At 70.6% G+C, this 24713-nt stretch carries 19 protein-coding genes and 1 pseudogene; 12 read left to right on the top strand and 8 right to left on the bottom strand.

Annotated elements, in window-relative coordinates:
• Window positions 1–216 precede the first annotated feature (216 nt).
• Complete coding sequence (locus OC490_RS32365; RefSeq protein WP_262061576.1) at window positions 217–1200, top strand: rod shape-determining protein; 984 nt, start codon at window positions 217–219, stop codon at window positions 1198–1200.
• A gap of 191 nt (window positions 1201–1391) precedes the next feature.
• Here OC490_RS32365 and OC490_RS32360 read toward each other — a convergent pair whose 3' ends face one another.
• Window positions 1392–2318 (bottom strand): RlpA-like double-psi beta-barrel domain-containing protein, encoded by a 927-nt coding sequence (locus OC490_RS32360; RefSeq protein ID WP_262061575.1) that lies wholly within the window; start codon window positions 2316–2318, stop codon window positions 1392–1394.
• A gap of 149 nt (window positions 2319–2467) precedes the next feature.
• Here OC490_RS32360 and OC490_RS32355 point away from each other — a divergent pair, with 149 nt between their 5' ends.
• Window positions 2468–3001 carry a hypothetical protein gene (locus OC490_RS32355; protein WP_262061574.1) on the top strand — a complete coding sequence of 178 codons (534 nt, stop codon included), beginning with the start codon at window positions 2468–2470 and terminating at the stop codon, window positions 2999–3001.
• Window positions 2998–3255: pseudogene (locus tag OC490_RS49630) on the top strand (HEAT repeat domain-containing protein); the annotation flags it as partial. The gene OC490_RS32355 and the pseudogene OC490_RS49630, both read left to right, overlap by 4 nt.
• A 135-nt stretch (window positions 3256–3390) precedes the next feature.
• On the opposite strand, the gene OC490_RS32350 reads toward OC490_RS49630, so the two are convergent.
• The 3 genes from OC490_RS32350 to OC490_RS32340 all read right to left on the bottom strand — a co-directional run bounded on the left by OC490_RS32350 (window position 3391) and on the right by OC490_RS32340 (window position 6918).
• A complete protein-coding gene (locus OC490_RS32350) occupies window positions 3391–3897 on the bottom strand; it encodes a hypothetical protein (protein ID WP_262061573.1) in 507 nt (168 codons plus the stop codon).
• A gap of 228 nt (window positions 3898–4125) precedes the next feature.
• Window positions 4126–5568: a carboxylesterase/lipase family protein gene (locus OC490_RS32345; protein WP_262061572.1), complete on the bottom strand. Its 1443-nt coding sequence runs from the start codon at window positions 5566–5568 to the stop codon at window positions 4126–4128.
• A 63-nt stretch (window positions 5569–5631) separates the two neighbouring features.
• A complete protein-coding gene (locus OC490_RS32340) occupies window positions 5632–6918 on the bottom strand; it encodes an MFS transporter (protein WP_262061571.1) in 1287 nt (428 codons plus the stop codon).
• Window positions 6919–7058: 140 nt separating this feature from the next.
• Between OC490_RS32340 and OC490_RS32335 the strand changes: the two genes are divergently transcribed.
• From OC490_RS32335 to OC490_RS32295, 9 genes are all read left to right on the top strand, one after another.
• Window positions 7059–8312 carry an ROK family transcriptional regulator gene (locus OC490_RS32335; protein ID WP_262061570.1) on the top strand — a complete coding sequence of 418 codons (1254 nt, stop codon included), beginning with the start codon at window positions 7059–7061 and terminating at the stop codon, window positions 8310–8312.
• Between the two features lie 155 nt (window positions 8313–8467).
• Complete coding sequence (locus OC490_RS32330; protein ID WP_262061569.1) at window positions 8468–9475, top strand: LacI family DNA-binding transcriptional regulator; 1008 nt, start codon at window positions 8468–8470, stop codon at window positions 9473–9475.
• 245 nt (window positions 9476–9720) lie between these two features.
• Window positions 9721–11055 carry an ABC transporter substrate-binding protein gene (locus tag OC490_RS32325; protein ID WP_262061568.1) on the top strand — a complete coding sequence of 445 codons (1335 nt, stop codon included), beginning with the start codon at window positions 9721–9723 and terminating at the stop codon, window positions 11053–11055.
• Between the two features lie 7 nt (window positions 11056–11062).
• On the top strand, window positions 11063–12010 hold the full coding sequence (locus tag OC490_RS32320; RefSeq protein ID WP_262061567.1) for a carbohydrate ABC transporter permease: 948 nt from the start codon (window positions 11063–11065) through the stop codon (window positions 12008–12010).
• A 47-nt stretch (window positions 12011–12057) separates the two neighbouring features.
• A complete protein-coding gene (locus OC490_RS32315) occupies window positions 12058–12864 on the top strand; it encodes a carbohydrate ABC transporter permease (RefSeq protein ID WP_410099204.1) in 807 nt (268 codons plus the stop codon).
• A gap of 29 nt (window positions 12865–12893) precedes the next feature.
• Window positions 12894–15620 carry a glycoside hydrolase family 38 C-terminal domain-containing protein gene (locus OC490_RS32310; RefSeq protein WP_262061565.1) on the top strand — a complete coding sequence of 909 codons (2727 nt, stop codon included), beginning with the start codon at window positions 12894–12896 and terminating at the stop codon, window positions 15618–15620.
• 58 nt (window positions 15621–15678) lie between these two features.
• Entirely contained in the window at window positions 15679–18660 is a 2982-nt protein-coding gene (locus tag OC490_RS32305) for a glycoside hydrolase family 2 TIM barrel-domain containing protein (RefSeq protein ID WP_262061564.1), read from the top strand.
• 115 nt (window positions 18661–18775) lie between these two features.
• Window positions 18776–20500, top strand: a complete 1725-nt coding sequence (locus OC490_RS32300; RefSeq protein ID WP_262061563.1) for an MOSC and FAD-binding oxidoreductase domain-containing protein — start codon at window positions 18776–18778, stop codon at window positions 20498–20500.
• A 166-nt stretch (window positions 20501–20666) separates the two neighbouring features.
• Window positions 20667–20924 (top strand): hypothetical protein, encoded by a 258-nt coding sequence (locus tag OC490_RS32295; RefSeq protein WP_262061562.1) that lies wholly within the window; start codon window positions 20667–20669, stop codon window positions 20922–20924.
• On the opposite strand, the gene OC490_RS32290 is transcribed toward OC490_RS32295, so the two are convergent.
• From OC490_RS32290 to OC490_RS32275, 4 genes are read right to left on the bottom strand one after another with little or no spacing between them, the layout of a single operon-like run.
• A complete protein-coding gene (locus OC490_RS32290) occupies window positions 20902–21936 on the bottom strand; it encodes a sugar kinase (protein ID WP_262061561.1) in 1035 nt (344 codons plus the stop codon). The two genes, OC490_RS32295 and OC490_RS32290, sit on opposite strands and share 23 nt — an antisense overlap.
• A gap of 30 nt (window positions 21937–21966) precedes the next feature.
• A complete protein-coding gene (locus OC490_RS32285; protein ID WP_262061560.1) occupies window positions 21967–22785 on the bottom strand; it encodes a hypothetical protein in 819 nt (272 codons plus the stop codon).
• Complete coding sequence (gene dgoD / locus OC490_RS32280) at window positions 22782–23927, bottom strand: galactonate dehydratase (protein ID WP_200714520.1); 1146 nt, start codon at window positions 23925–23927, stop codon at window positions 22782–22784. Before dgoD ends, OC490_RS32285 begins: the two co-directional genes overlap by 4 nt.
• Window positions 23924–24685, bottom strand: coding sequence for a FadR/GntR family transcriptional regulator (locus OC490_RS32275; RefSeq protein ID WP_262061559.1), 762 nt, complete (start codon window positions 24683–24685; stop codon window positions 23924–23926). The genes dgoD and OC490_RS32275 overlap by 4 nt, the downstream gene beginning before the upstream one ends.
• Window positions 24686–24713: the final 28 nt, after the last annotated feature.

Genomic DNA, 24713 nt, shown 5'->3' with positions numbered 1-24713 from the left:
ACGGAAACCAAGCTGTGTCGGCAGTGTTGCGGAAGGCGGATTCCGGGCGGTCGCGCCGCACCACTGCCGGACCACACAGGTACGACCGCCGGTATGTCGCCAATCACCTAAGATCGCCGCACAGAACAACGGTGCGGGGGTGGCGGCGTGCTCTGGTGGGCTCTGGAAGAGATACGAATACAGCGGACGGGGCACAACGCCCGTTACTCACAAGTGGTGTTGGAGCTGGCCTGGAATCCGGGCCCGGGCTCGGATGCCTCGCTCGCGGCGGAACTGCTCGCGGTCGGCGTGCCGAAGGCGTCCCAGTTGTGGCCGCCGATCGGGTCGGTGGTTCTCGTCGCACCCGGAGCCGGTGCGCACCCTGGGGTGCAGCCGGCCGTGGACACGGTCCGGGAGCAGTGGCCGGCGGCGGTGGTCACCGTGGTGGACGAGACAGTGGCCGCCCTGCTCGGCGCGGACCCGGAGCCGGCCGCGTGTGTCGTGGTGCACCAGGACGCCGTACACACCTCCGTCGCCCTCGTCGCCGGGCGTGAGGTGATCGCGAGCGGTCTGGCCACCGGTGGCGTGCGAGGCCTGGCCGAGGCGGTGATCGGGCATGTGCGCGACGGTCACCGCCTCGACCTCGGCCTGGAGACGGCGTGGTCCGCCGTCGTCCACGGCGGCGCGTTCGCGCCGTCGCCGAAGGTGCCCGTCCCCATGTCCGTCCACGGATCGCTGATCACCGACGACACCCCCGGCCCACGGCAGCCGGTCGAGGTCGCCCTGTCGCCGACCGAACTGCGTGCCGTCGTAGCCCCTGCCTATCAGCCGGTGGTGGACCTCGTGGCGCGGGTGCTGCGTGACGCGCCGCCGGAGACCGCCCGGCGGGCGACCGCCGGCGGGCTGCTGCTGACCGGCCCGCACCCGCCCGGAGCGGAGGACCACTTGACGGGGCTCACAGAGCTGCCCGCACGCCGGGTCGCCGAACCGAAATCCGGCTTCGAACACCCTCAGATCCTCCGCGATGGGGTCGCCCGTCTGCTCGCCGAGAATCCGCCGACCCCTGTCATCGACCAGGAACGCACCGAGCGGTTCCGCCAAGTCATCGCGGACTGGGCCTCCTCCTCGGTCGCAGACGACGACGCCTACACACCGGAGGAGTTGGCGCTGCTGGAGGCGCTCCGCCTGCTGCCGGGTCGTCCGAACACCGGCGACCGGTGAGCGCCACCGGCCGGAGATGGACCGTGCGTCTGCTGTGGACGGCACTCGCGGTGCCGGTGAGCGCGGCCCTGACGGGTATTGCCTTCGGCGTCGTCTACGGTTGTGGGACCTGTCCGCCGTGATCGCCGTGGTTCAGGCCCTGTTCACCGCCTCGCTCGGTTTCAGCGCCGCCAGAGGGCGAGAGCGCTGATTCAGTGCTTGGCGAACTGGAGGCGCGTGGCCTGTACGACATCGGGGCGCACCGCGAGTGCGGGGACGGTGAGTTGCTCGCCGTAGATGTCGGTGAGCCTGATCGCGCCGCCGCAGCCGCTGCCGCTCTCGGAGAGGAAGTAGTTGTAGCTGGCGCGCGGCAGTTGACGCCAGGTGCCGCCCGCGAGGACCTCCAGGCGGGCCAGTGGATTGCGGTGGCCGATCGCCTGGATACCGCACCAGTAGCGGCTGGACCCGGTCTTGTAGCGGATCGAGATCGTGTCGGAGGTGCTGGGGCTGACCAGGTTCCAGGTGATCGGGATCCGGCCGGCCGAAGGGCTGGCGAGTTTGGCGAAGGCCTGCGCGCTGAGGTCGATCTGACCCGGTGCGCAGTCCCCCGGGCACTCGTTGGTGATCCGGACCGTGACGGTGGCGCCGCCGGCCGCGTGGACGAGCACATACGCCCCGCAGGCCTTGGACGACTCGTAGTCGGTGGTGTTCATCGCGCCGGTCAGGACGTCGTCGCCCGTGTCATACAGACAGGCGCCGCCGCCACCGTCCGCGTCGTAGAAGGTGGCGACACCGCGGTAGGTGACGCCGGGCCGGATGCGTCCCGCCAACGAGGCGGTACCGGCGGCCTGTTGACGGGACTTCGTGGCCGACGTGGTGGCGGACGGACGGGCGGACGATGTCGTCGACGGCTTCTTGGAAGCGTCGGTCGCGTGCGCGGAGGGGGATGCGGAGGCGGTCGAAGTGCCGGTCGCGGACGGGGAGTTCGTCACGGATCGGGTGGCGGCGGGTGCGGTGGCGGCGGGTCCCGCCTCGGTCTTCACGTCCTCGCCGTTCTTGTCTCCGGGCAGGAGCACCAGGGCCAGCGAGACGACGATGAGCACCGCGGCCGCCGACAGGAACAGCCACCGCTTGGACACCGGACCTCCTCGACGGCCACCCTCCGTTGTCCGGAGTGATGGAGGAGGCGATCGTGCCAGCCTCCGGGGGACGTCGGCAAGCCCTTTCTGCGGATGGGCAGTTGGGGGCGGGTGTCGAGTGGGGTGGAAGGTACGGCTTGAATACGGTCATGGACTCCCCGATATGGGCCACGCTGTCGGCCGCCGAGCGTTCCACCGTGGACGGTCTGATCCGGCGCGACCACCGGATCGCGGCAGTTGCCCGTGTGCGTGAGGCGTTCCCGGCCGAATCCAGGCCGGGGCTGTACGAAACCCTGGACGTGGTGGCAGAGCGCTACCGGGAGTTGGGCCAGCGGTTCGAGCGCCGCCCCACCCCGCCCCTGGACCTGACGGCACTCACGGAGCAGGTCGAGGCGTTGCCCGGCCGGACGGTGGCCTTCGAGGCGCTGTGGGACGGCGACAGCGACGGCTGGTACGTGGACCTGATCGCGCTCACGGATGCCCCGGTCGCCGAGTACCGGCTCGCCACCGTCCGGCACGGCGGTGACCTGCGACTGTTCAACGGCGCAGTCCCGCCATGGCCCGAAGCGAGGGAAGCGGAGACGGTCGGCCGTGCCCTGGCCGAGCAGTTCGGCGTGCCCTTCCACTTCGCCAGCCCCGACGAGCCGGACAACGACGCCCCGCGCTGGAGGACCTCCTCGTGAGCGACACCGCCGCACAGCTCGACACCCTTGCCGCCGCGCTGGCGGACCCCGACTCCGACCTCGACCAGATCGCAGACTTGGAACGCGAACTGCTGACGACCCTGCTCGCGGACCCCAGCGCCAGGGTACGAATGAGCGCCCTGAGCTCTCTCGGTTTCACACAGCAGCCCAGGACCCTGCCGGCCATCCACCGCCTTGCCGATGACGACAACACCGACGTGCGGGCGTGGGTCGCCATCTCCCTGAGCCGGTTCCCCGCCCCCGAACCGGCGACCCCTGGCCGTACTGGATCTCCTCGCTCACGACCCGGACGCCTATGTGCAGAAGCAGGCTGTCGCTGCCCGAAAGAAGCTCGCCGTCTGACTCATGTGAAGCACCGCCGAACGGGCTCACCGACGCTCGAACCCGCCGGCCCGACTCCAGTGAAGAGTGGTGTCCCTTCCGAAGACGACCTGCTGACCGTCGTCGGAGACGGAGGCCCGTTCCCAACCGTCGAAGTTCTTCGTGACGTTGACGCTCCAGTCGGTCAGGCCGTCGGTGGCGACGGCCGCGATGGACTCGGTCGGGGGCTCGCCGTCGTAGCAGTAGGGGCCGAAGTCCGCGATGGCCGCGACGGTTCCGTTCTTGGTGCGCAGGTGGATGCCCTGGCATGCGTCGGTCCTGGTGCGGTAGATGACCCTCGGTTCGGTCCAGGCCTTCGCCCGGGGGTTGTAGTGCTGCTCGACGAGCCCCTTGCCCCTGCGGTAGTGCAGGGCCACGCGGCGGCCGTCACCGAGTTTCACCTCGGCGTCGTACGGGCTTGGACTGCCGCTCCAAGGGAGGTCGCTCTTCTGCAACTTGGAGGCGTAGACCGTGGATTGCGGTGCGGCGGAGGCAGCCCCAGAGGGCTCCTTCACCGGCGCCGGGTTCTGATGCGCGCACGACGCCGCCAATGTCACAGTCACGACCACGCCGAGCATCCCTCTGACTCTGACCGGCGCCCTCATGCCGGGCTTGTCCATACGTGTCTCCCGTCGCCCCGCCGCAGCATAGGGCGGCCCGCCCCTCCGCACCGAACCTCCTCCGCCGAGGCGGGCAGGTCGAAGGGCGTACCGGCCCGGCCCGGCAGCGGAGGTCCAGCCGGTTCAAGGAGTGGTCGGCGATGTGGTCCAGATGCGGCGCTCCGCGCTCAGCGGGTCGTCCAGCATGTGCGGGGCGGTGTCCCAAGTCATCGTGGTGCGGCGCTTGTCGGTGTAGCGGGGCCACTCGGGGCCCGGGTCGAGGTCGCGGACGAAGGCGACCCAGGCTGCGTGCATCGCGTCGGCGAGGGACTGAGGCGGACGCGGGCCCGTCGCGGCCGTGACGCGCTCGGCGTCGAGGAGGTCGAACGCGAAGGGGATCTCGACGCAGTGGGCGGCGCTTCCATAGGTGAAGTGGTAGAGCCAGGTGGGGAGTTCGTGGTGTGCGCGGGCTTCGGCGAGGGCGAGTGAAGGGCCCCGGAAGATGGCGTCGGTCAGGGCCTGGCCCACGCGTTGCGCCGGGTCGTGGTCGTTGTGGAGGGTGGCGTAGGCGGCCACGGCCTCCGGGGGCAGCCCATGTGCGGCCAGCACGGCTTGTACGGCCTCGGCCGGTGCGGGAGCCTCTGCCGAACCGCTCCCGACCGGCGGGTTGAACTCCCGCTGGGTAAAGCCGAGCAACAGCGGGACGGCGGCGGCGCTGCCATCGGTGAAAGCCTCAGCCACCGGGACAGGGATCAACTCCCCGTCGGCAAAGGGCGCCAGCGTCAGTCCGGCCTCAGGAGTGGCCAAGGCGTCCTGAAGCGCGAGCAGTTCGTCAACGGTCAGGTCGCGGAGCGCTGACGCCAGGGCGGGGACACCCGTCCGTTCGGTCAGGCGGGCCGAGTCGGCGAGTGCGTCGCGTCGGCGCTGGGGGGACCTGACGGCGCCGGACTGGGAGATCGCGGCGCGGAAGAGTCCGTGTGCGGCGGGGGTGGCCATCAGGGTCTGTGCGGCGCCGCCGCCGGCCGACTGTCCGGCGATGGTGACCTTCGCGGGGTCGCCGCCGAACGCGTCGATGTTGTCGCGTACCCAGGTCAGTGCGGCGATCCAGTCGAGCACACCACGGTTGTCGGGGGCGTCGTCGAGGTGGAGGAAGCCCTCGATGCCGAGCCGGTAGCCGATCGACACGAGGACGATTGCGTCGCGGGCGAAGGCCGAGCCGTCGTACCAGGGGCTGGCGGCGGATCCGGCGACGTAGCCGCCGCCGTGGATCCAGACGAGGACCGGCAGGCCGGTGCCCGGGTGCGGGGCAGGGGTGAAGACGTTGAGGTTCAGGACACCGTCGCCCGGTACCGAGGGTTCGGGGATGGTGGTGGGGCCGTCGAGGATGAAGGGGCGGCGTTGCGCGGTGGGCCCGTACCGGGTGGCGTCGAGTGGTTCGGTCCACGGCTCGGGCGGGACGGGGGCGGCAAAGCGGAGGTCGCCGACCGGGGGCTTGGCGTAGGGGATGCCGAGGAAGCGGGCGGTGGTGTGCCGCCACGTCCCGAGGACGGGTCCCTGGGACGTGGCGGCGATCACGGACTGGGGCACGGAGCAACTTCCTTGTGGAGATGTGCAGTTACAGGTGATGGTCGAAGTTTCGTGCCTGGCCTGCTACTTGACGCTCTTGATCGGCCGGATGGCGAGCGCGCTGATCAGTACGACGGCCATGGCGAAGGCGAACAGGACACGGTAGCCCGGCAGTTTGTCGCTGCCCGCGGCGAAGCAGGTGATGAGCACGGAGGCGATGATCGGGCCCAGGGCCTGGGGGATGTTGGTGGCGATGTTGAGGATGCCGAGGTCCTTGCCGGCGGCCGAGCCCTTGGGCAGGACCTCGGTCATGAGGGCCATGTCCAGCGACATGTACGTGCCGAATCCCATTCCGCTGACCAGCGCGTAGGCGTACATCGCGGGCAGGGTGGGGCTGAGCAGCGGGATGGCCATGGACAGGGCGAGCAGGACGGACGCGCCGATCACGAAGATCTTGCGGCGGCCGGTGCGGTCGGAGATCTTCGCGGCCGGGACGGCAGCGGCGAGGGTGCCGACGAGGGCGAGCACGGACATCAGCTGCTGGGCGCTGTCCACCGCGTCGCCGTCCAGGCCGGCGTAGTCCTGGAGGGCGTAGCGCTGGTAGGTGGCGACTCCCCAGTAGCCGAGGATGAAGGTCATGCGGGCCACGAACGCCCAGGCGAAGTCGGGGTGTTGGCGCGGGGAGACCCAGAAGCCGGTGAGGAACTCCCGCCAGGAGAAGGGCTCCGGGGGCTCGGGGCGGGTGCGGTCGCGGTTGAGGAGGACGAACGCGAGCACCGTCACCAGGACGACGGCCGCGATGACGCCGTAGCCGAGGCCGAGGCGTCCGGCGTAGCGGGCGGCGAGGATCACGCCGAGGGTGGCGCCCAGGTTGGAGCCGAGGCCGACGAAGGCGGAGACGATGCCGAAGCGGCGGGGAGCCACACGGTCGGCCATGACGGCGGTGAGCGGGGCCTGCACCACGTTCAGCAGTACCTGGACGGCGACCCACAGCAGGGTGAGCCAGAGCAGGGTGGTGGCGTGGGAGATGGCCAGCAGGGTGAGGACCGCGCCGACGGCGCCGAACAGCATCCAGGGGGTGCGGCGGCCGAGGCGGCCCCGGGTGCGGTCGGAGACGGCGCCGATGATCGGCTGGGCGAAGAGCGTGACGATGGACGAGGTCATCGTGACCAGGGCGAGGTTCGATTCCTTCGTGGCGGCGTCGAGGTTCTGGATCTGGGTGGGAAGCAGGACCACGACGAGGCCGGCGTAGGCGGTGTAGAGAGCGGCGAATCCCGCGCCCATCGACCACATCAGGACGTTGACCTGGGAGCGGCCCAGGGTGTCGTCCGTTCGGGATGTGGCGGGGGCGGAAGAGGTCGAAGCGGACAAGGACGCCTCCACGGGGACGGACCGGCTTCGTTGCCGGTGTCGGGAGTATGACCTCGCCCATTTATTTATTTCAAGACTCGAAAAAATATATCTTGGCCACCCTGACCGGATCACACAGCGCCGGAGGCACAATCGTGCATGTGAACGCCCCCGCCGACTCGACCGACGTACGACGCCGCAACCTGGCCCTGGTGCTGCGGTACCTCGACACCCACGGTCCCTGCGCCCGTACCGAGGTCGCCGCCGGGACCGGTCTTGTGCACGCCTCCGTCACGGCGCTCGTCGCGGAACTCATCGACCGCGGCCTCGTCCGCGAGGCGGGCTCGGTTCCGTCCGGCGGGCGGGGCCGCCCCAGGCGGCTGCTGCGGCTGGTGCCCGAGCGCGTGGTCATCCTCGCCGCGCAGGTGACCCTGGAGTCCGTGCACGTCATGGCGGCCGACTTCCGTGGCCGTGTCCTGCACCGCGAGTCGGCGCCGCACCACGCGCCGTACGGCGATCCGCGCGCTCTGGCCGCGGTCATCGGATGTGTCGCGCGGGCGGCCGGGGCCGCGGTCCGGGACGCCTCACCGGACGCCCATCTCGCCCAACTCACCGTCGCCATGGCCGGACCGGTCGTCGGACCCGGCCAACTGGTGGCCGCAGCCATCGACTTCGGTTGGCACAGCACCGACCTGCGCGCCCTGGTGGTCGCCGAACTCCCCGGACTCGACTGCCCTGTTGACGTGGTCAACGACGCCAACATGGCGGCCCTGGCCGAGTACCACGCCCTCGCGGCCGACGGCGTACGGCACCCGGAAACCGTCGCCTACATCAAGGCCGACACCGGAGTCGGCGGCGGGCTGCTCGTCAACGGCCGGGTGCACAGCGGCAGTCACGGCATGGCGGGCGAGATCGGACATCTGCCGATCGCCCTCGACGGACCGGAATGCCGGTGCGGCACCCGGGGTTGCCTGGCGATGTACATCGGGCCCGAACCCCTCATCCACGCGGCCGGGTTGGACACCGTGGCCGAGGCGCGCGGAGGCGAGGCTGCGCTCGCCGAGCTGGACCGCCGGCTGCGCGCGGGCGATCCGGACGCGACCGCAGCGCTCGGCGCCGCCGGGCACGCCCTGGGCGCGGCCGTCCTCGGCGTCTGCGGTGTCACCGACGTCGGCGAGATCATCCTCGGCGGCTACCTCGCCACCTGGGCCGTGTGGCTCCGGCCCGGCATGGACGCCCGGCTGGCCGGACGTCGCGCCCTGGCGCCGGACACCCAGCCGGACATCACCTTCGGCGTCCTCGGCACGGAGGCGACGCTGCGCGGCGCGTTCCAGACCTGCCGCGACGCCCTCCTCGACGACCCCACCAGCGTTCCGGCCCTCCCCCGGACCCCGGTCGCCGTGACGTCTCCGTAGCGACACCGCCGTACGCCGGTAAGGCCGCCCCCGCTGCCCGCCACACCCGTTCCGGCGACTCCCGCCGGTGGCCGTCGCTTCGTCCGGCCGCCCCGGTACGGGCATACTCGGGCCTTGCGCGCGCACCGGCGTTCGCGAGAAGCGGGAGGTGGGCGATGGTGCTGCCATCAGCAGCGGGGACCGAGCCCCGGAAAATCACGATCAATGACGTCGCCAAGTCGGCCGGGGTGTCCCGGCAGACCGTGTCACGGGCGCTCAACGACAAGGACGAGATCGACGTCGACACCAAGCAGCGGGTACTCGACGCCGCTCGGGCGCTCGGGTACCGCCCGAGCCGGTTCGCCCGCGGTCTGGTCCGCCAGGACACGATGACGATCGGGCTGGTCATCCCCGACCTGCTCAACCCGTTCTTCACCGAGGTCGCCGCCGCCGCGCTGGAGGCGGCCAGGGCCCGTGGCTGGCAGGTCGTCGTGTACGACACCGGGGACCGGGCGGAGGAGGAACTCGGCACGCTCCAGGTGATCAGCTCCCAAGTGGACGCGGTCATCGGCTACTTCAGCTGCCCCGAGAGCGAGTTGGAGAAGTTCACGCGTGGCATGCCGGTGGTACTGATCGGCCGGGAGCAGCGGACGCGGTTCAGCGCGATCACGATCGACGGCTCAGCGGGGGTGCACGCCGCGGTCGCGCACCTGGTCGCGCGGGGACACACCCGGATCGGCATGCTCGACCACCACACCCGCGCCGAGCCGAGCGTCCGGCACGAGTGGTTCACGACGGCCGCGGCGGCGCACGGGATCGACCCGGGCCTGGTGGTCGGCGCGGACCAGACCGCCGACGGCGGCGGGGAGGCGCTCAGGGCCATGCTCACCGCCCACCCCGACGTCACCGCGGTCTTCACGTTCAACGACATCATCGCGATCGGCGCCCTGCGGGAAGCCCGCCGGCTGGGCAGGAACGTCCCGCACGAGCTGGCGGTCATCGGCTTCGACGGCCTGCAGCTCGGCGCGCTGGTCGAGCCCCCGCTCACCAGCGTCGCCCTCGACACGCGCGGGCTCGGCGCCCTCGCCATCGAGCAGGTCGCGCGGCTGCTGTCGGGCGCGGAGGCGCTGGCGGCCGACGAACTGGTCGTACAGGCCGAACTGCGGCTGAGTGGTTCCGCCTGACCCGCACGGGTGCGCGTCCGGTCCGAATGTCTTGACACTCCCCCGCGCCGGAGCGCAAACTTCCGAACATTCGCAACACACTTGAAACAGGTTTCGCACAGAGAGTCCCGTGAGCGCTCACGGGAGCGCTCACGGAGACCTCGTACCGCAACAAAATGGTGTACCCACTCCAGCAGACATCCCTCCCGGGGGATCAGCACCGAGCCGCCTAGCACCGCCGCTAGTCGTTGTCTGGAACGGAAACTATGAGCAGCAGAATCACTCGCTTCCGCCTCGCCGTCGTCGCCGTGGCCGCCAGTGTCTCCGTACTCGCCGGATGCTCGTCATCCACGACGTCGGCCAAGACATCCGCGACCTCCTGCGCCCCCGCGAAGGGCAAGGTCACCCTCCAGTACTGGAACACCGTTCCGGGCATGGACAAGGTGGTCGCCCTGTGGAACAAGAAGAACCCGAACATCCAGGTCGAGACGAAGAACATCTCCAACGACCAGTACGGCATCCTCAGCAACGCCCTCAAGGCGGGCAAGGCCCCCGACCTCTCCCAGGTCGGCTACGACGAGCTCCCCAACCTGCGCACCCAGAGCGCCTTCGTGGACGCGTCGGCCTGCTCGGCGGCCACGGCGGCCAAGTCGAAGTTCGTGCCGTGGACCTGGTCGCAGGCCAGCTTCGGCGACACCGGTGTGTTCGCCATGCCGCAGGACACCGGCCCGATGGCCCTCTACGTGCGCAGCGACATCTTCAAGAAGTACGACATCGCGATCCCCACCACCTGGGACGAGTACGCGGCTGCCGCGGCGAAGCTGCACAAGGCGGACTCGAAGCTCGACATCACGTTCTTCGACCCGAACAACGCCGAGTGGTTCAACGGACTCCTGTGGCAGAACAACGCCCAGATGTACAGCTACTCCGGCAACAAGTGGCAGGTCACGGTCGCCTCGGACCAGAGCAGGCAGGTCGCCGACTACTGGCAGAAGCTGATCGCCGGCAAGCTGGTGCGCACCGACCTCGCCAACGGTTCGACGCAGATGTACGCGGCGTACCAGAAGGACCAGATCGCCAGCTACGTCGGCGCCGCCTGGGGCTACAGCATGTTCCGCGACAACCTGCCCAAGCAGGCCGGGAAGTGGACGATCGTCCCGATGCCGACGTGGGGTTCGGACGGCGCCTCCGGTGACTGGGGTGGTTCGACCGTCGCGTTCATGAAGGGCAGCAAGCACCTCTACGAGTCGGTCAAGTTCAACACCTGGCTCAACACCGACCCGGAGGCCCTCGCGCTGGAGAACCAGCTCGGCGGCCTGTACCCGGCGGCCGACGCCGGGCTCCAACTCCCCGCGCTGTCCAAGGGAGTTCCGTACTACAACAACGAGAAGATCTTCGACGTCTTCGCCGACTCGTCCAAGAAGATCAACACCAGTTTCGCCTGGGGCCCGACCCAGAAGACGGTGAACCTGGCGCTGCAGGACGCGATGGCCAAGGCGGCGGCCGGGAGCGGTACGCTCTCCGACGCCCTGGCGACGGCTCAGGCAGCCGCGCTGAAGTCGATGAAGGATCAGGCGATCCCGGCAGCGGCGGGCAAGTGACCGCACGATGACCGACATCGCAACCCGCGCGACGCGCGGGGTGGCGTCTCCCGGGGGCCGTCGCCGTCTCAACGGCGGCGGCCCCCGGGCGGGCACCATCTTCGCGTTCGTGATCCCCTTCTTCCTCCCGTTCGTGCTCTTCTACCTGGTGCCGGTCGGCTACGCGCTGTGGCAGAGCGTCCGCGTCGTCCGCCGCACCGGCGGGCAGTACGGCACCTCGTACACGACGTTCGGGGGTTTCGAGCAGTACACGAAGGTCTTCCAGAACGACGAGTTCTGGTCGAGCGTCGGCCGCATCGGACTCTTCGGCATCGTGCAGGTGCCGGTGATGCTGTTCGTCGCCCTGGTGATCGCGCTGCTGCTCGACACTCCGCTGCTGCGGCTCAAGTCGGTGTTCCGCATCACCGCGTTCATGCCGTACGCGGTACCCGGCGTGATCGCCGCGATCATGTGGTCATACCTCTACTCACCCCAACTCAGCCCCGTCGTCGACCTGTTGAACGGCATCGGGCTCAAGCCCGACTTCCTCGGCCCGGGCGCGGTGCTGTGGTCGGCGGCGAACATCTCGACGTGGCTGTGGACCGGCTACAACATGCTGATCATGTTCTCGGCCCTGCAGTCGATCCCGCAGGAGCTGTACGAGGCCGCCAAGCTGGACGGCGCCAGCAACTGGACCATCGCCTGGCAGATCAAGGTCCCGATCATCGCCCCGTCGATCATCCTCACCACGGTGTTCTCGATCATCGGCACGCTCCAGCTCTACGCCGAGCCTGCCGTGCTGCGGCAGATCTCCTCGAACATCTCCAGCACGTTCACGCCGAACATGCTGGCGTACGCGGTGGCCTCCGGGAACAACTACCAGCAGGCCGCGGCCATTTCGGTGGTCATCGCCGTCATCACCTTCGTCCTGAGCTTCGGGTTCATGCGACTGACCTCGAAGAGGGCCGGGCTGTGAGCAAGCAAACCGTGAACCGTGAGAGCCAGGTCAGCCGTACGGCCGCCATGGCCGTGATGCTCCTCCTGGCGATCTACTTCCTGCTGCCGATCTACTTCCTGATCGTCGCGGCCACCAAGCCGCAGGGGGATCTCGCGGCCACCAACGGGCTGACGTTCTCGCACTTCAACCTGTTCGAGAACCTGCGCGTCCTGTTCACCCGCAGCGACGGCGTCTTCGGCAAGTGGATCGTCAACACCGTGATCTACGCGGTGTTCGGCGCGGTCGTGGGCACGCTGATCTCCGCGCTGTGCGGCTACGCGCTCGCCAAGTTCCAGTTCCGCGGACGGGAGTTCCTGTTCTCCGTCATCCTCGGCGGCGTTCTCGTCCCCACCACCGCGCTGGCGCTCCCGCTGTTCCTGCTGTTCTCGGCGACCGGGATCGTCAACACGTACTTCGCGGTGTTCCTGCCGAGCATCGTCAGCCCGTTCGGTGTCTATCTGGCCCGGATATTCGCCAACGCGGCAGTTCCGCAAGAGCTGTTGGAGTCCGCGCGGCTTGACGGTGCCGGTGAGTTCCGCACCTTCTTCTCGGTGGCGTTCAAGCTGATGACGCCGTCACTGGTGACGATCTTCCTGTTCCAGTTCGTCGCCATCTGGAACAACTTCTTCCTGCCGATGGTGATGCTGCAGAAGGAGTCCCTCTTCCCGATCACGCTCGGCCTCTACGAGTGGAACGGCCAGACCGCGCGGGCCCCGCTCCTTCAAGAGTCCGTGATCACCGGTTCGTTGGTGTCGATCGTGCCCGTGATCATCCTGTTCATCCTGCTCCAGCGGTTCTGGCGCACCGGACTCGCCGCCGGTTCCCTCAAGTGACCGCCCCCGCACAGAAGGTGCCACCTGTCATGAGCGACTCCGCTGTCTTCGTGCCCCATTTCCACTGGGACCGGGAGTGGTACGAGCCCTTCCAGGTGTTCCGGCACCGGCTCGTCGCCGCCCTCGACACCGTGCTGGACACGGCGGAGACGGACCCGGACTTCCGGTTCACCGTCGACGGTCAACTGGCGGCGATCGAGGACTACTTGGAGATGCGGCCGGAGAACCGCGACCGGGTCGTGGCCCTGGTCCGCGAGGGCCGGCTCGCCATCGGACCGTGGCTCATCCTGCTCGACGAGTTCCTCTGCTCCGGCGAGACCATCGTGCGCAACCTCCAAATGGGCTGGGCCGCCGCCGAAGGGCTGGGCGGCGCGATGCCGGTCGGCTATCTGCCGGACATGTTCGGCCACATCGCGCAGATGCCGCAGATCCTGGCCCGGGCCGGCATCGAGCACGCGGCGCTGTGGCGCGGAGTGCCCGGATCCGTCGACGGCCACGCCTTCAACTGGCGTGCGCCGGACGGCTCCCAGGTCCGTACCGAGTTCCTCTTCGACGGCTACGACAACGGCCTCGACGTACTCCTGATCCCCGAGCAGATCGGCCGCGCTCTCCACGACTACGCGGAGATGACGGCCGAACGGTGGGGCGGCGACCCGGTGTTGGCGATGGCCGGCACCGACCACAACGCGCCCGACCCCCAACTGGCGTCCTGGCTGCGGCGGGCCTCCGGTGAGGGGCGGGCCATCACCGTCGCCACGCTCGACGAGTACCTCCGCAAGCACGTCCGCGACCAGGTCTCCGCCGTCGTCACCGGTGAGCTGCGCAGCCATGTGCGCGGCAACATCCTCCCGGGCGTGCTGTCGGTACGGCTCGGCCTCAAGCAGCGCATGGCCGTCGCGGAGCGCACGATCGACCACGCCGAGCGCATGAACGCGCTGTGGTCCCGGCGCGACGACTCACCGTTCCTCGCGCTCGCCTGGCACAAGATCATCGAGTCGACCGCGCACGACTCGGTCGTCGGCTCCGGCACCGACGAGACCTGCGACCAGGTCGCCGCCCGCCTCGCCGAAGCCGCGCAGACAGCCCGTGCGGTACGGGACGCGGCGCTCGCCGAGCCCGCCGCCCTGGTACCGAGCGACGGCCATCTGGTCGCCAACCCGCTGCCGTTCGACCGTACGGCGCTGGTCGAGGTGGACGTCGTGGCCCCGCCGGAGGGGACCGCGCTCCTCGCGACCGCCGCCGACGGCTCGACAGCCCCCGTACAACTGATCTCCCAGGCGCCGACCGTCCTCAGCGACGAGCGCATGGACGCCTCGCAGCTGGAACGCGTGCTGCGCCGTATCCACCGCCGCGAGCTCTTCGGCCGACTGATCGACCACTACGAACTCACCGCCGGTGAGCTCGTGTTCCACCTCGCCGAGGTCCCGGCGAGCGGACCCTTCGACCTGCTGATCCTGCGCCGCGAGGTCGCCGCGGCAGCCGCGGCGCATCCGGGCGAGTGGCGGGTGCTGACGCTGGAGGAGGCCCGGGCCACCGCGCTCGTACCCGTGGACGTGCCCGCCTCCGGACTGTCGAGCTTCCGGGTCGAGCCGAGCGAAACCACCGCTTCGACCGTGTCCGCCCCCGCCACGGCGACGGATCGCACCCTCTCCAACGGCCTGGTCGAGGTCACGGTCGCCGCCGACGGCACCCTGGACATCACCGGGCAGGACGGCACCGTTCTGTACGGCGTGGGGCGTCTGGTCGACGGCGGTGACCGGGGCGACAGCTACAACTACGCTCCCCCGGCGCAGGACGTCCTCGTCTCGGAGCCCACGGAGATCACCGTCGAGGTGCTCGAAACCGGCCCGCTGCGTTCGCGGTCGAGGGTCACGCGGGTCTACCAGTGGCCAGCCGTGCTATCCCCCGACCGCGATGTGCGCGGTGACCGGGCCGTGCCGACGCCGGTGGAGACGCTGGTGGAAGTGCGCGTGGGCGAGCCGTTCGTGCGGGTCTCCACGTCCTTCCTGAACCAGTCCGCCGATCACCGGCTCCGCTTCCACGTGCCGCTGCCCGAGCCGGTGACCACGTCCGCGTCGGCCGGGCAATTCGCCGTCACCGAACGCGGGTTGACCGCCGAGGGCGGCTGGGGCGAGTATCCGCTCCCGACCTTCCCGGCCGGTTCGTTCGTGTCGGCGGGCGCCGCCACCGTCCTGCTCGACCACTCCAGCGAGTACGAACTGGTCGGTGACGGCTCCGAACTCGCCGTCACGCTGCTGCGCGCGATCGGCTCCATCAGTGTCAACATCCACCCCCTGCGCGACGAACCGGCGGCGAGCGAGATCCCCGTACCTGGTGCGCAGGACCTCGGGATGCGGATCGAGAACCGGTTCGCCGTGGTGCCCTCGGCGTCCGGCTGGCGTGGTGCCCACGCGGTGGCGCTCGCCGAGGAGTTCCGGAGCGACGTCCTGGTGACTCGTGGAACCGGGCCCGCCGGGCGTCAACTGCCGCCGGACACCGCCGGGTTGCGGGTCGACGGGAAGGACGTCCTCGTGTCGGCCGTCCACCGTGTCGGCGGCGACGACGCCCAAGCCACCGGCATCGAGGTGCGGTTGACCGCGATGAGCGACACCGCGTCCACGGTGCGTGTGACGGGGACCTTCACGGAGGTCACGACCGTCGATCTGCTGGGCCGGTCGCTGTCCCGCACCCCGGTCACCGACGTGCTCGAACTCGACCTCGGGCCCTGGGAGATCCGCACCGTCGTGCTCCGGTAGACCGCCATGATCGAATGCAATACGACCCGTTCTGCTCTCATGAAAGCGTTGTGACCTCTTGCTCCCCGAGTTCTCCCCCCGTGTTTCCGACCTCGCACCCGGCCGTGGTGCCCTGCGCCCGGCGCGCTCGTGGCTGCGCTCAGACGCGAAGTCCCTCTCCCTGAACGGGTCCTGGCGTTTCCGCCTGTCCCCCACGGCGTCGGCGGCGAAGGACTTCGCGGCCGAAGGCTTCGACGCCGACGGCTGGGACAGCATCCCCGTGCCCGCGCACTGGGTGCTGCAGGGCGACGGCGCGTACGGCCGCCCGATCTACACCAACGTCCAGTTCCCGTTCCCGATCGACCCGCCGTACGTCCCGGACGAGAACCCGACCGGCGACTACCGCCGTACCTTCGACGTGCCCGCCGACTGGTCGGACGCCGAGCGGGTCGTGCTGCGCTTCGACGGTGTCGAGTCGCTCTTCACGGTGTGGGTCAACGGGGTGGAGATCGGCGGCGCGAGCGGCAGCCGGCTGGCCCATGAGTTCGATGTGACGTCGGCGGTGCGCCCGGGTGGGAACGTCGTCGCGGTGCGGGTGCACCAGTGGTCGGCGGCCAGTTATGTCGAGGACCAGGACCAGTGGTGGCTGCCGGGCATCTTCCGCGATGTCACCCTGGTCGCCCGGCCGGCCGGGGGCATCGAGGACGTCTGGCTGCGGACCGGCTTCGACGACGGCCGCGGCCGGGTCGAGGCGGAGATCACCGCCGACGCCACGGCGTTCCCGGTCACCCTGCGCATCCCCGAGCTGGGCGTGGAGCGGGTCTGGACCACGCCGGCCGATCTGTCGCCCGTCGACATCGCCGTCGTGGAGCCGTGGTCCGCCGAGCGGCCCCGCCTCTACGACGCCACCGTGTCGACGGCCACGGAGACCGTCACCCTGCGCGTGGGCTTCCGTACGGTCGAGATCCGCGGGGACCAGTTCCTGGTCAACGGGCGCCGGGTCGTGTTCCACGGGGTGAACCGGCACGAGACCCATCCGGAGCGCGGCCGGGTCTTCGACGAGGCGCACGCCCGTGAGGACCTGGCGCTCATGAAGCGGTTCAACGTGAACGCGATCCGCACCAGCCACTACCCGCCGCATCCCCGGCTGCTGGACCTCGCCGACGAGCTCGGGTTCTGGGTGATCCTGGAATGCGATCTGGAGACGCACGGCTTCGACAAGGTCGGCTGGACCGGCAACCCCAGTGACGACCCGGCCTGGCGCGAGGCGTACCTCGACCGTGTCGAGCGCACCGTCGAGCGGGACAAGAACCACCCCAGCATCGTGATCTGGTCGCTCGGCAACGAGGCGGGCACCGGCAGCAACCTCGCCGCCATGTCCGCGTGGGTCCACGCCCGCGACGCCGAACGCCCGGTGCACTACGAGGGCGACTACACCGGCGAATACACCGACGTCTACTCCCGTATGTACGCGTCCGTGCTGGAGACCGAGCAGATCGGCATCGACGGCTCACGCGCCCCGCTGCTCAACTGCACGCCCGCGCAGGGTGCCCGGCAGCGCACCAAGCCGTTCCTGCTGTGCGAGTACGCGCACGCGATGGGCAACGGTCCTGGCGCGTTCGACCAGTACGAGGCGCTGGTGCACGAACACCCGCGCCTGCACGGCGGTTTCGTCTGGGAGTGGCGCGACCACGGCATCCTGGCCACGGCCCCGGACGGGACGCCGTACTACGCGTACGGCGGTGACTTCGGGGAGGTCGTCCACGACGGCAACTTCGTGATGGACGGCATGGTGTTGAGCGACGGCAGTCCGACGCCCAGCCTGCACGAGTTCAAGGCCGTGGTGGCGCCGGTGGACTTCGCGTTCGACGGCGACAAGGTCGCGATCACGAATCTGCGGCATACGGCCGACACGTCCGATCTGCGGTTCCGCTGGCGGGTCGAGCACGACGGAATGGCAGTGGATTCAGGGGAGTTGGAGGTTCCGCGGGTCGGGGCGGGCGACTCGGGGTGGGTGTCGCTGCCGGCGGTCGCGGTGTCGCCGGATGCCGAGACCTGGCTGACGATCGACGCGGAGCTGGCGCGGGACACGGCTTGGGCGTCCGAGGGTCATGTGGTGGCAACTGCCCAGCTGGACCTCTCGGTTCGCCGCCCGGTGCCCGGTGTCCGACCTCGGAGCGGCTGGCGTCCCGGCGACGGAACATTGACGCTCGGGATCGCCGAGTTCGTCGGCGGGTCCCTCGTGCGCCTCGGCGAACGTGCCGTGGCAGGGCCCCGGTTGGAGCTGTTCCGTGCGCCGACCGACAACGACAAGGGTGCGTGGGGCGAGGTCGAGGAGAGCGATGCAAGCGTCTCGGGGGTGTCCAACGCCGAGCTGTGGCTCCGTGACGGGCTCGACCGGCTGACCTCGCGACGGGTGTCCGTGGAGCAGACCGTGGACGCGCTGCGCACGGTCGACAAGGTCTCGGCCGCCGACTCGGGGCTGTCGGTGCTGGTGGAGTCGGTCTGGTCGCGGGAGAGCGACGGCGAGGTGGAGCTGCGGGTGGAGATCCAGCCCTCGCACGGCTGGCGGACGGTGTGGCCGCGGATCGGGGTGCGTTTCGAGTTGCCCGACGGTACGGCTCCCGTCGACGGCGCCGAGTGGTTCGGCCCGGGCCCGCTGGAGTCCTACCCCGACAGTCTGCGCGCGGCCCGCACCGGCCGGTTCGCCGCAGGCATCCGTGACCTCTCGGTCGAGTACGCGCGGCCCCAGGAAACCGGACACCGTTCCGCGGTGCGCCGGCTGGCACTGACGACCGGCGACGCCGACGTGCTGCGCGTCGAGGCGCTCCCCGACACACAGGGCCGCCGTCCCGGCTTCACGCTCAGCCGCCACACCCCGCAGGAGATCGCCCGGTCCGGACACCCGTTCGAACTGCCGGATTCTGCGTCGAGTTACCTGACCGTCGACGCCGCTCAGCACGGCCTCGGCTCACGGGCCTGCGGCCCGGACGTGTGGCCCGCGTTCGCGCTGCGCCCGGAAGCCCGCACGATCCGCCTCCGGATCACGGCACCGAACTAGGCCGTGCACTGAGGGTGCGGTCTCGCACGACGCCGACCGCACCCTCAGTATGGGAGGGGACGACTGCCGTCTCGGGTGCGACCCTGCCGGTCGTCCCCGTGGGAAGGAGTTCCCCGTGCCCACCCTGCTGTCGGTGAATGTCGGGATGCCGAAGGACGTTCCGTGGGAGGGCAGGAACGTCCGCACCGGTGTGTGGAAGTACCCGGTGCGAGGCCCTGCCATGGTCCGCCGGCTCAACATCGACGGCGACGGCCAGGGCGACACCGCCGGTCACGGCGGCGAACAGCGGGCCGTGCTCGTCTACCAGATCCAGTCGTACCGGCACTGGCAGCGGCACTTCGGCCGCGACGACCTCGGCTACGGCCAGTTCGGCGAGAACCTCACCGTGGACGGCCTGCTCGACGACGAGGTGTGCATCGGTGACCGGTACCGCATCGGCGAGGCCGAGTTCGAGGTCACCCAGCCGCGCGTCACCTGCTACCGGGTCGGTATGCGCTTCGGCGAACCCGAGCTGGCCGCCCTGCTGGTGAGCCATCACCGCCCCGGCTTCTACATGCGGGTCGTCAGCGAGGGGCGGGTGCAGGCCGGCGACCGGATCGTACGGACCAGGACCGGTCCGGGCGCGCTGAGCGTGGCCGACACGGACGCGCTCCTCTACCTACCTGGCCGCGACCCCGCCAAGCTGCGCCTCGCCCTGAACGTGCCCGCGCTGAGCCCGGGTTGGCAGGGGTCCTTCCGCGAACTGCTCGCCAGCGCTGACGGTTCGGAGCCCGCCGCCCGCCCGGCCTGGGACGGTTTCCGCCCGCTGCGGGTGACGGACGTGACCGCGGAGAGCACGACGGTCACCTCGATCCGGCTGGCCGACCCCGACGGCTCCCCGCTCCCGCCCGCCCGAGCGGGCCAGTACCTCACCCTGCGCGTCCCCACCACGACCGTCCCCGCCCCGGTGCGCAGCTACTCGCTCTCCGCCGCGCCCGATGCCGGCAGCTACCGGATCAGCGTCAAACACGAGCCCCACGGCACGGCGAGCGGCTATCTGACCACGCGGCTACGGCCCGGTGCGGACCTCCAAGTCGCCGCGCCCCGCGGTGAGTTCGTGTACGCCGAAGGAAGCGGGCCGGTGCTCCTGGTCTCCGCCGGCATCGGCCTCACACCGGTGCTGTCCATGCTGCACGCGCTCGCCGCCGGGAAGAGCGAACGTGAGGTCTGGTGGATCCACGGTGCCCGCGGCCCCCGCGAACACCCCCTCGCGGCCGAGGCACACGACCTGCTCGCCGCGCTGCCGCACGCGCACGAGTACGTCTTCTACAGCGCGGCCACCCCCGAGGAACGCCGGCGTGCCCATGCGGCGCCGGGCCGCCTCACGAAGGACAGGCTGATCGCACTGTCCGTCCCCGCCGACGCGACCGCCTACGTGTGCGGCCCCGCCCCCTTCATGGCCGACATGCGGCAGGCCCTCACGGAGGCGGGCGTCGATCCGGCGCACATCCACACCGAGTTGTTCGGGGCCCTGGCCGCCATCAACCCCGGAGTCACCGGACAGCCCGCCCGAGCACCCCACCAGCCGCCGGGACCGCCCGGCACCGGCCCGTCGGTGACCTTCGCGCGCAGCGGTCTCACCGTCCCGTTCGACGACGGCTGGCGCAGTGTGCTCGAACTCGCCGACGCCTGCGACGTCCCCACCCGCTGGAGCTGCCGCACCGGCGTCTGCCACACCTGCGTGACGCCTCTGCTGTCCGGCACGATCACCTACTCCCCCGAACCGCTCGAACCACCGGCGGCCGGTGAGGTCCTCATCTGCTGCGCCCGGCCCGGGACGGACCTCGTCCTCGACATGTAGGGCCGACGCGGACTCGTCGTAGAAAAGATTCTTCCGACCTGCAACCTCGATGCGGTCGGAACGTCTGTCCGGGTGGAGGCGCCTCCGAGCCGGGGCCTTCGCCACGGGAAGCCACCTGTGGCGGCGGCCCGACAGACCGTTCACCATCGACGATTCGAGGAATCACATGTCCGCAGGTCAGGCTGTTCGCAGCAGTCTCCGCCCGGGCCGGGTGCGTCTCGCTCCGGGAGTGACCACCGCCGCCGTCGCGGTCCTGGTGGTGGCCGCGGTGGTGGTCGGCATCCTGTTCGCGGCGACGCACCTGGACCAGAAGGCGCCCGTCGGGCCCGCGCGTGTCCCGTCGGTGTCGCCCTCCCCCGGTGACATGAACGCCAGCCCCGACTCTCCCGGATCGAATGCGGTCACCGCGGTGCCCCATCCCTGACCGGGACGGCCAACTGCCCTGCCGTTGCGGCCCATTCGTCGGTCGGGAGTGAGAGGAGTCGTTCGATCCGGGCGCTGTCCGGCAGGGGCCCGTGATCGGCCGTCACCTTCAGTGCCGAGGCGGCCGTGATGTGTCCGAGCCGCAGCGCGCGCTCCATGTCCTCGCCGCGCAGCAGACCGGTCAGCACCCCGGCGGCGAACGCGTCGCCCGCGCCGACCGGCTCCACCACGTCCGTGCCCAGCGCGGGCACGGTCCAGCTGCCCTCCGCGCTGAACGCGACCGCCGAATGTCCGCCGTCCTTGACGACGAGAAGACGTGGACGGGGCAACAGCCGTCGTACGTCCGCCGGTTCGAGGTCCGCGTCCCAGAGATCCTGTGCCTCGTCGAGCCCGACGAAGGTGATGTCGGCCCGGTCGGCCAGCTCGCGCAGCACGGTGGCGGCCGTGTCGGGCGGCCACAGCGCGGGCCGGTGGTTGACGTCGAAGCTGATGGCGTACGGCCGTTCGTCGGCCGGGACGGCGAGCGCGGTGGCCACCAGGCTCCGGCAGGACGGGGACAGCGCCGCGGTCACGCCCGTGAGATGGAGGACGGAGGCCGACCTGAGCCGGTCGTCGTGGAGTACGTCGGGCCCCATCGCCGAGGCCGCCGAGTTGCCGCGGTAGTAGTGGACGCGGGTCCGGCTGCCGGTCGGCTCCTTCACGAGCAGGCCGGTCGGCCGCTCGGGGTCGCGGCGCACTCCGCCGACGTCGACTCCCGCCGCGCCGACCTCGGCCAGCACCCGCCGGCCCAGCGCGTCGTCCCCCACGGCCGAGAGCCAGGACACGGGGATGCCCAGGTCCGCCAGGTACATGGCCACGTTCGACTCCGCGCCTGCCACCGACACCCGCAGGTCGTCGGCGTTCTCCAGCGACGCGGACGGCGCGGGCGCCAGGGCCGCCATGGTCTCCCCGATGCAGACCACCGCCCCCTCGCCCCCGCCGACTCCGACCGCTCGGGCGTCTTCAAGTTCCATGGGACGAATTCCCTTCCCGTGCAGGTCGGTTCAGACACAGCGGCAGTGCGTGGCCAGCGTCAGCCGCCACCGCGCCGCACCCGAGGCGGGTACTCGGGCGGCGTCACCGGGGCCCGCCTCCGCGAGGTCGAAGACTCGGCCGAGCATCGGTTCGACGCCCGTGCTGCGATAGGGGTCCTGGGCGGGAAAGCCGCCCAGGTTGCGCCACAGGGCGATGGACAGGGGCTGCCCGTCGGCTTCGAGAGCGAGTGAGAGACGGTCGTCCCGGTCGTGGACGCAGCAGTGCGAAGCGTCCACGACGGCTCCTACGGCGGTGCCGTCGTCCGGCCCGAACCGGTCCAGGCGCAGTCCGCCCGGCGCGGGCCAGTCGCCCTCTACCCACGGGTCGCCCTTGGGCCACGCCCCGTCCAACAGCGGAGCCGCCTCGGGGAAGAGCCGGGTGCGCGCTCCCTCGCGGAGGTGCAGCCCCGCCCGGTCGGAGAGGTCGAGCAGGGCGTGCGCGGCCCATACGAAGCGGAAGCCCGCGTCGGCCGTCAGCACATAGTCGGCCTCGGCACCGTCGGAGGTCCCGCGCACGGTACGTGCCAGCGTGAAGCGGTCGCAGCGAACGACGTCCGCCTCCCCCTCCCGCGTCCAGGGCCGTGACCAGACGTCTCCGTGGTCGGGATCGCCACGGACCGTGGGGACGCACTCCTCCAGTCCACCCGCGTCCACGAAGGCGTCGCCGGGGAAGACCTTCGCCCGCTCGGGTGCGTCACGCCGCCACAGCCATTCGCGGTCCCCCGCCCGCAGCGAGGTCCAACGCCCGCCGTGGGCACGATCGATAACGATGTCCAGCGGCACGGTCACCACTCCGCGAACGAGCCGTCGGGGTGCCGCCACACGGGGTTGCGCCAGGCGTGACCGGTGCGGTCGGCAGCCCGTACGGCGGCCTCGTCGACGGTGATGCCGAGGCCGGGGGCGTCTCCGCGCAGTGCGTGACCGTCGACGAACCGGAACGGCGCGGGGTCGACGAGATAGGACAGCAGGTCGGCGTCCTTGTTGTAGTGGATGCCCCGACTCTGTTCCTGGATGAGGAAGTTGGGGGTGGCGAAGGCGACCTGGAGACTGGCCGCCAGCGCGATCGGGCCGAGCGGGCAGTGCGGGGCGAGCTGGGCACCGTAGGCCTCCGCGAGGGAGGCGATGCGGTGCACCTCCGAGATGCCGCCGGCGTGGGACAGGTCGGGCTGGACGACGGCGATGCCCGCGGCGAGCGGGGGCAGGAACTCGGCGCGTCCGTAAAGGCGTTCACCGGTGGCGAGGGGTACCGGGCTCGACTCGACCAGTCCTGCCAGCAGATGGCCGTGCTCCGGAAGCACCGGTTCTTCCACGAACAGCGGGTGCAGCGGGGCGAGTTCGGTGAGGACGCGGCGGGCGGCGGGGGCGGTGAAGCGGCCGTGGCAGTCGACGGCGACATCGCGGTCCGGGCCGAGCGCCTCACGGGCGGCGGCGACCCGGGCGACGATCGCGGCGGTCTCGGCGGGGGTGGGGATCGGTGAGGTGGCTCCGGCGGCGTTCATCTTCACGGCGGTGAAGCCCGCCTCGACCTGGGCGGCTATCTGCTCGCTCAGCTGGGCGGGTTCGTCGCCGCCGACCCACGCGTAGACCCGGACACGGTCGCGCACCGGCCCGCCGAGCAGGGCGTGCACCGGAGCGCCGTAGGTCTTCCCGGCGATGTCCCACAGCGCCTGGTCGAGGCCGGCGACGGCGCTGGAGAGGATGGGGCCGCCCCGGTAGAAGCCGCCCTTGGACATCACCTGCCAGTGGTCCTGGATGCGCAACGGGTCCTGGCCGACGAGGTGTTCGGCCAGCACGTCGACCGCGGCACGCACCACCTCGGCGCGCCCTTCGACGACCGGTTCGCCCCAGCCGACCACGCCCTCGTCGGTCTCCACCCGGCAGAACAGCCAGCGGGGCGGGACCAGGAAGGTTTCCACACGGGTGATCTTCACTGGGAGCGGGAGCCTTCCGTCTCTTCGGAGTCTTCTTCTGAACCTTCTTCGGAGTCTCCGAGCCGGTCCAGGTCGCGGCCGGCCTGGTCGAGCAGGGCACGCATCGCGGCCTCGGCGGCCTGCGGGTCCCGCTCGCGTACGGCGTCCAGGACGGCGCGGTGGGCCGGGACCGGGTCCTCGCTGTGCGGGGCGCTGTGGACGATGCGGTCGCGGTGCGCCAGGCCCGACTCGATGACCATCTCCATGCGTTCGAGGAGTTCGTTGTGGGTGGCGGCGAGCAGCGCGCGGTGGAAGGCGAGGTCGGCCTCGACGGCGTGGGCCGCGTCGGAGCCCTCCTCCCCCATGGCGTCGAGGGCGCCGTCCAGGGCGGCCAGGTCCTCGTCGGTGCGGCGCTGGGCGGCGAGTCGGACGGCGGCGGGTTCGATGATGGCGCGCACTTCGGCGAGGTTGTGCAGCAGCGCCCGGTCGGACTCGGAGGTGGAGGCACCCTCGAACTGCCAGCGCAGCACGTCCGCGTCGAGCAGGTTCCACTCGGCGCGGGGGCGCACGAAGGTACCGCGACGCTGCCGGGCGTCGACCATCCCCTTGGCCGCGAGCACTTTCAGCGATTCGCGCAGCGCGGTCAGACTGACGTCCAACTCGCTCTGCAGCGCGACCAGATCCAGCGTGGCCCCTTCGGCGATCTCGCCGCCCAGGATGCGGCGGGCGAGGACTTCCACGGTCTGGCCGTGGACGCCGCGTCGGGCATAGGGCGTCATGTCGTACAGCCTTTCTGCTGGTTGTGGA

The organism is Streptomyces sp. STR69 (assembly GCF_024519455.1).
GTDB lineage: Bacteria > Actinomycetota > Actinomycetes > Streptomycetales > Streptomycetaceae > Streptomyces.
Note: the sequence above shows the minus strand (reverse complement) of the source record. Positions and strands in the feature narration are given on the sequence as shown.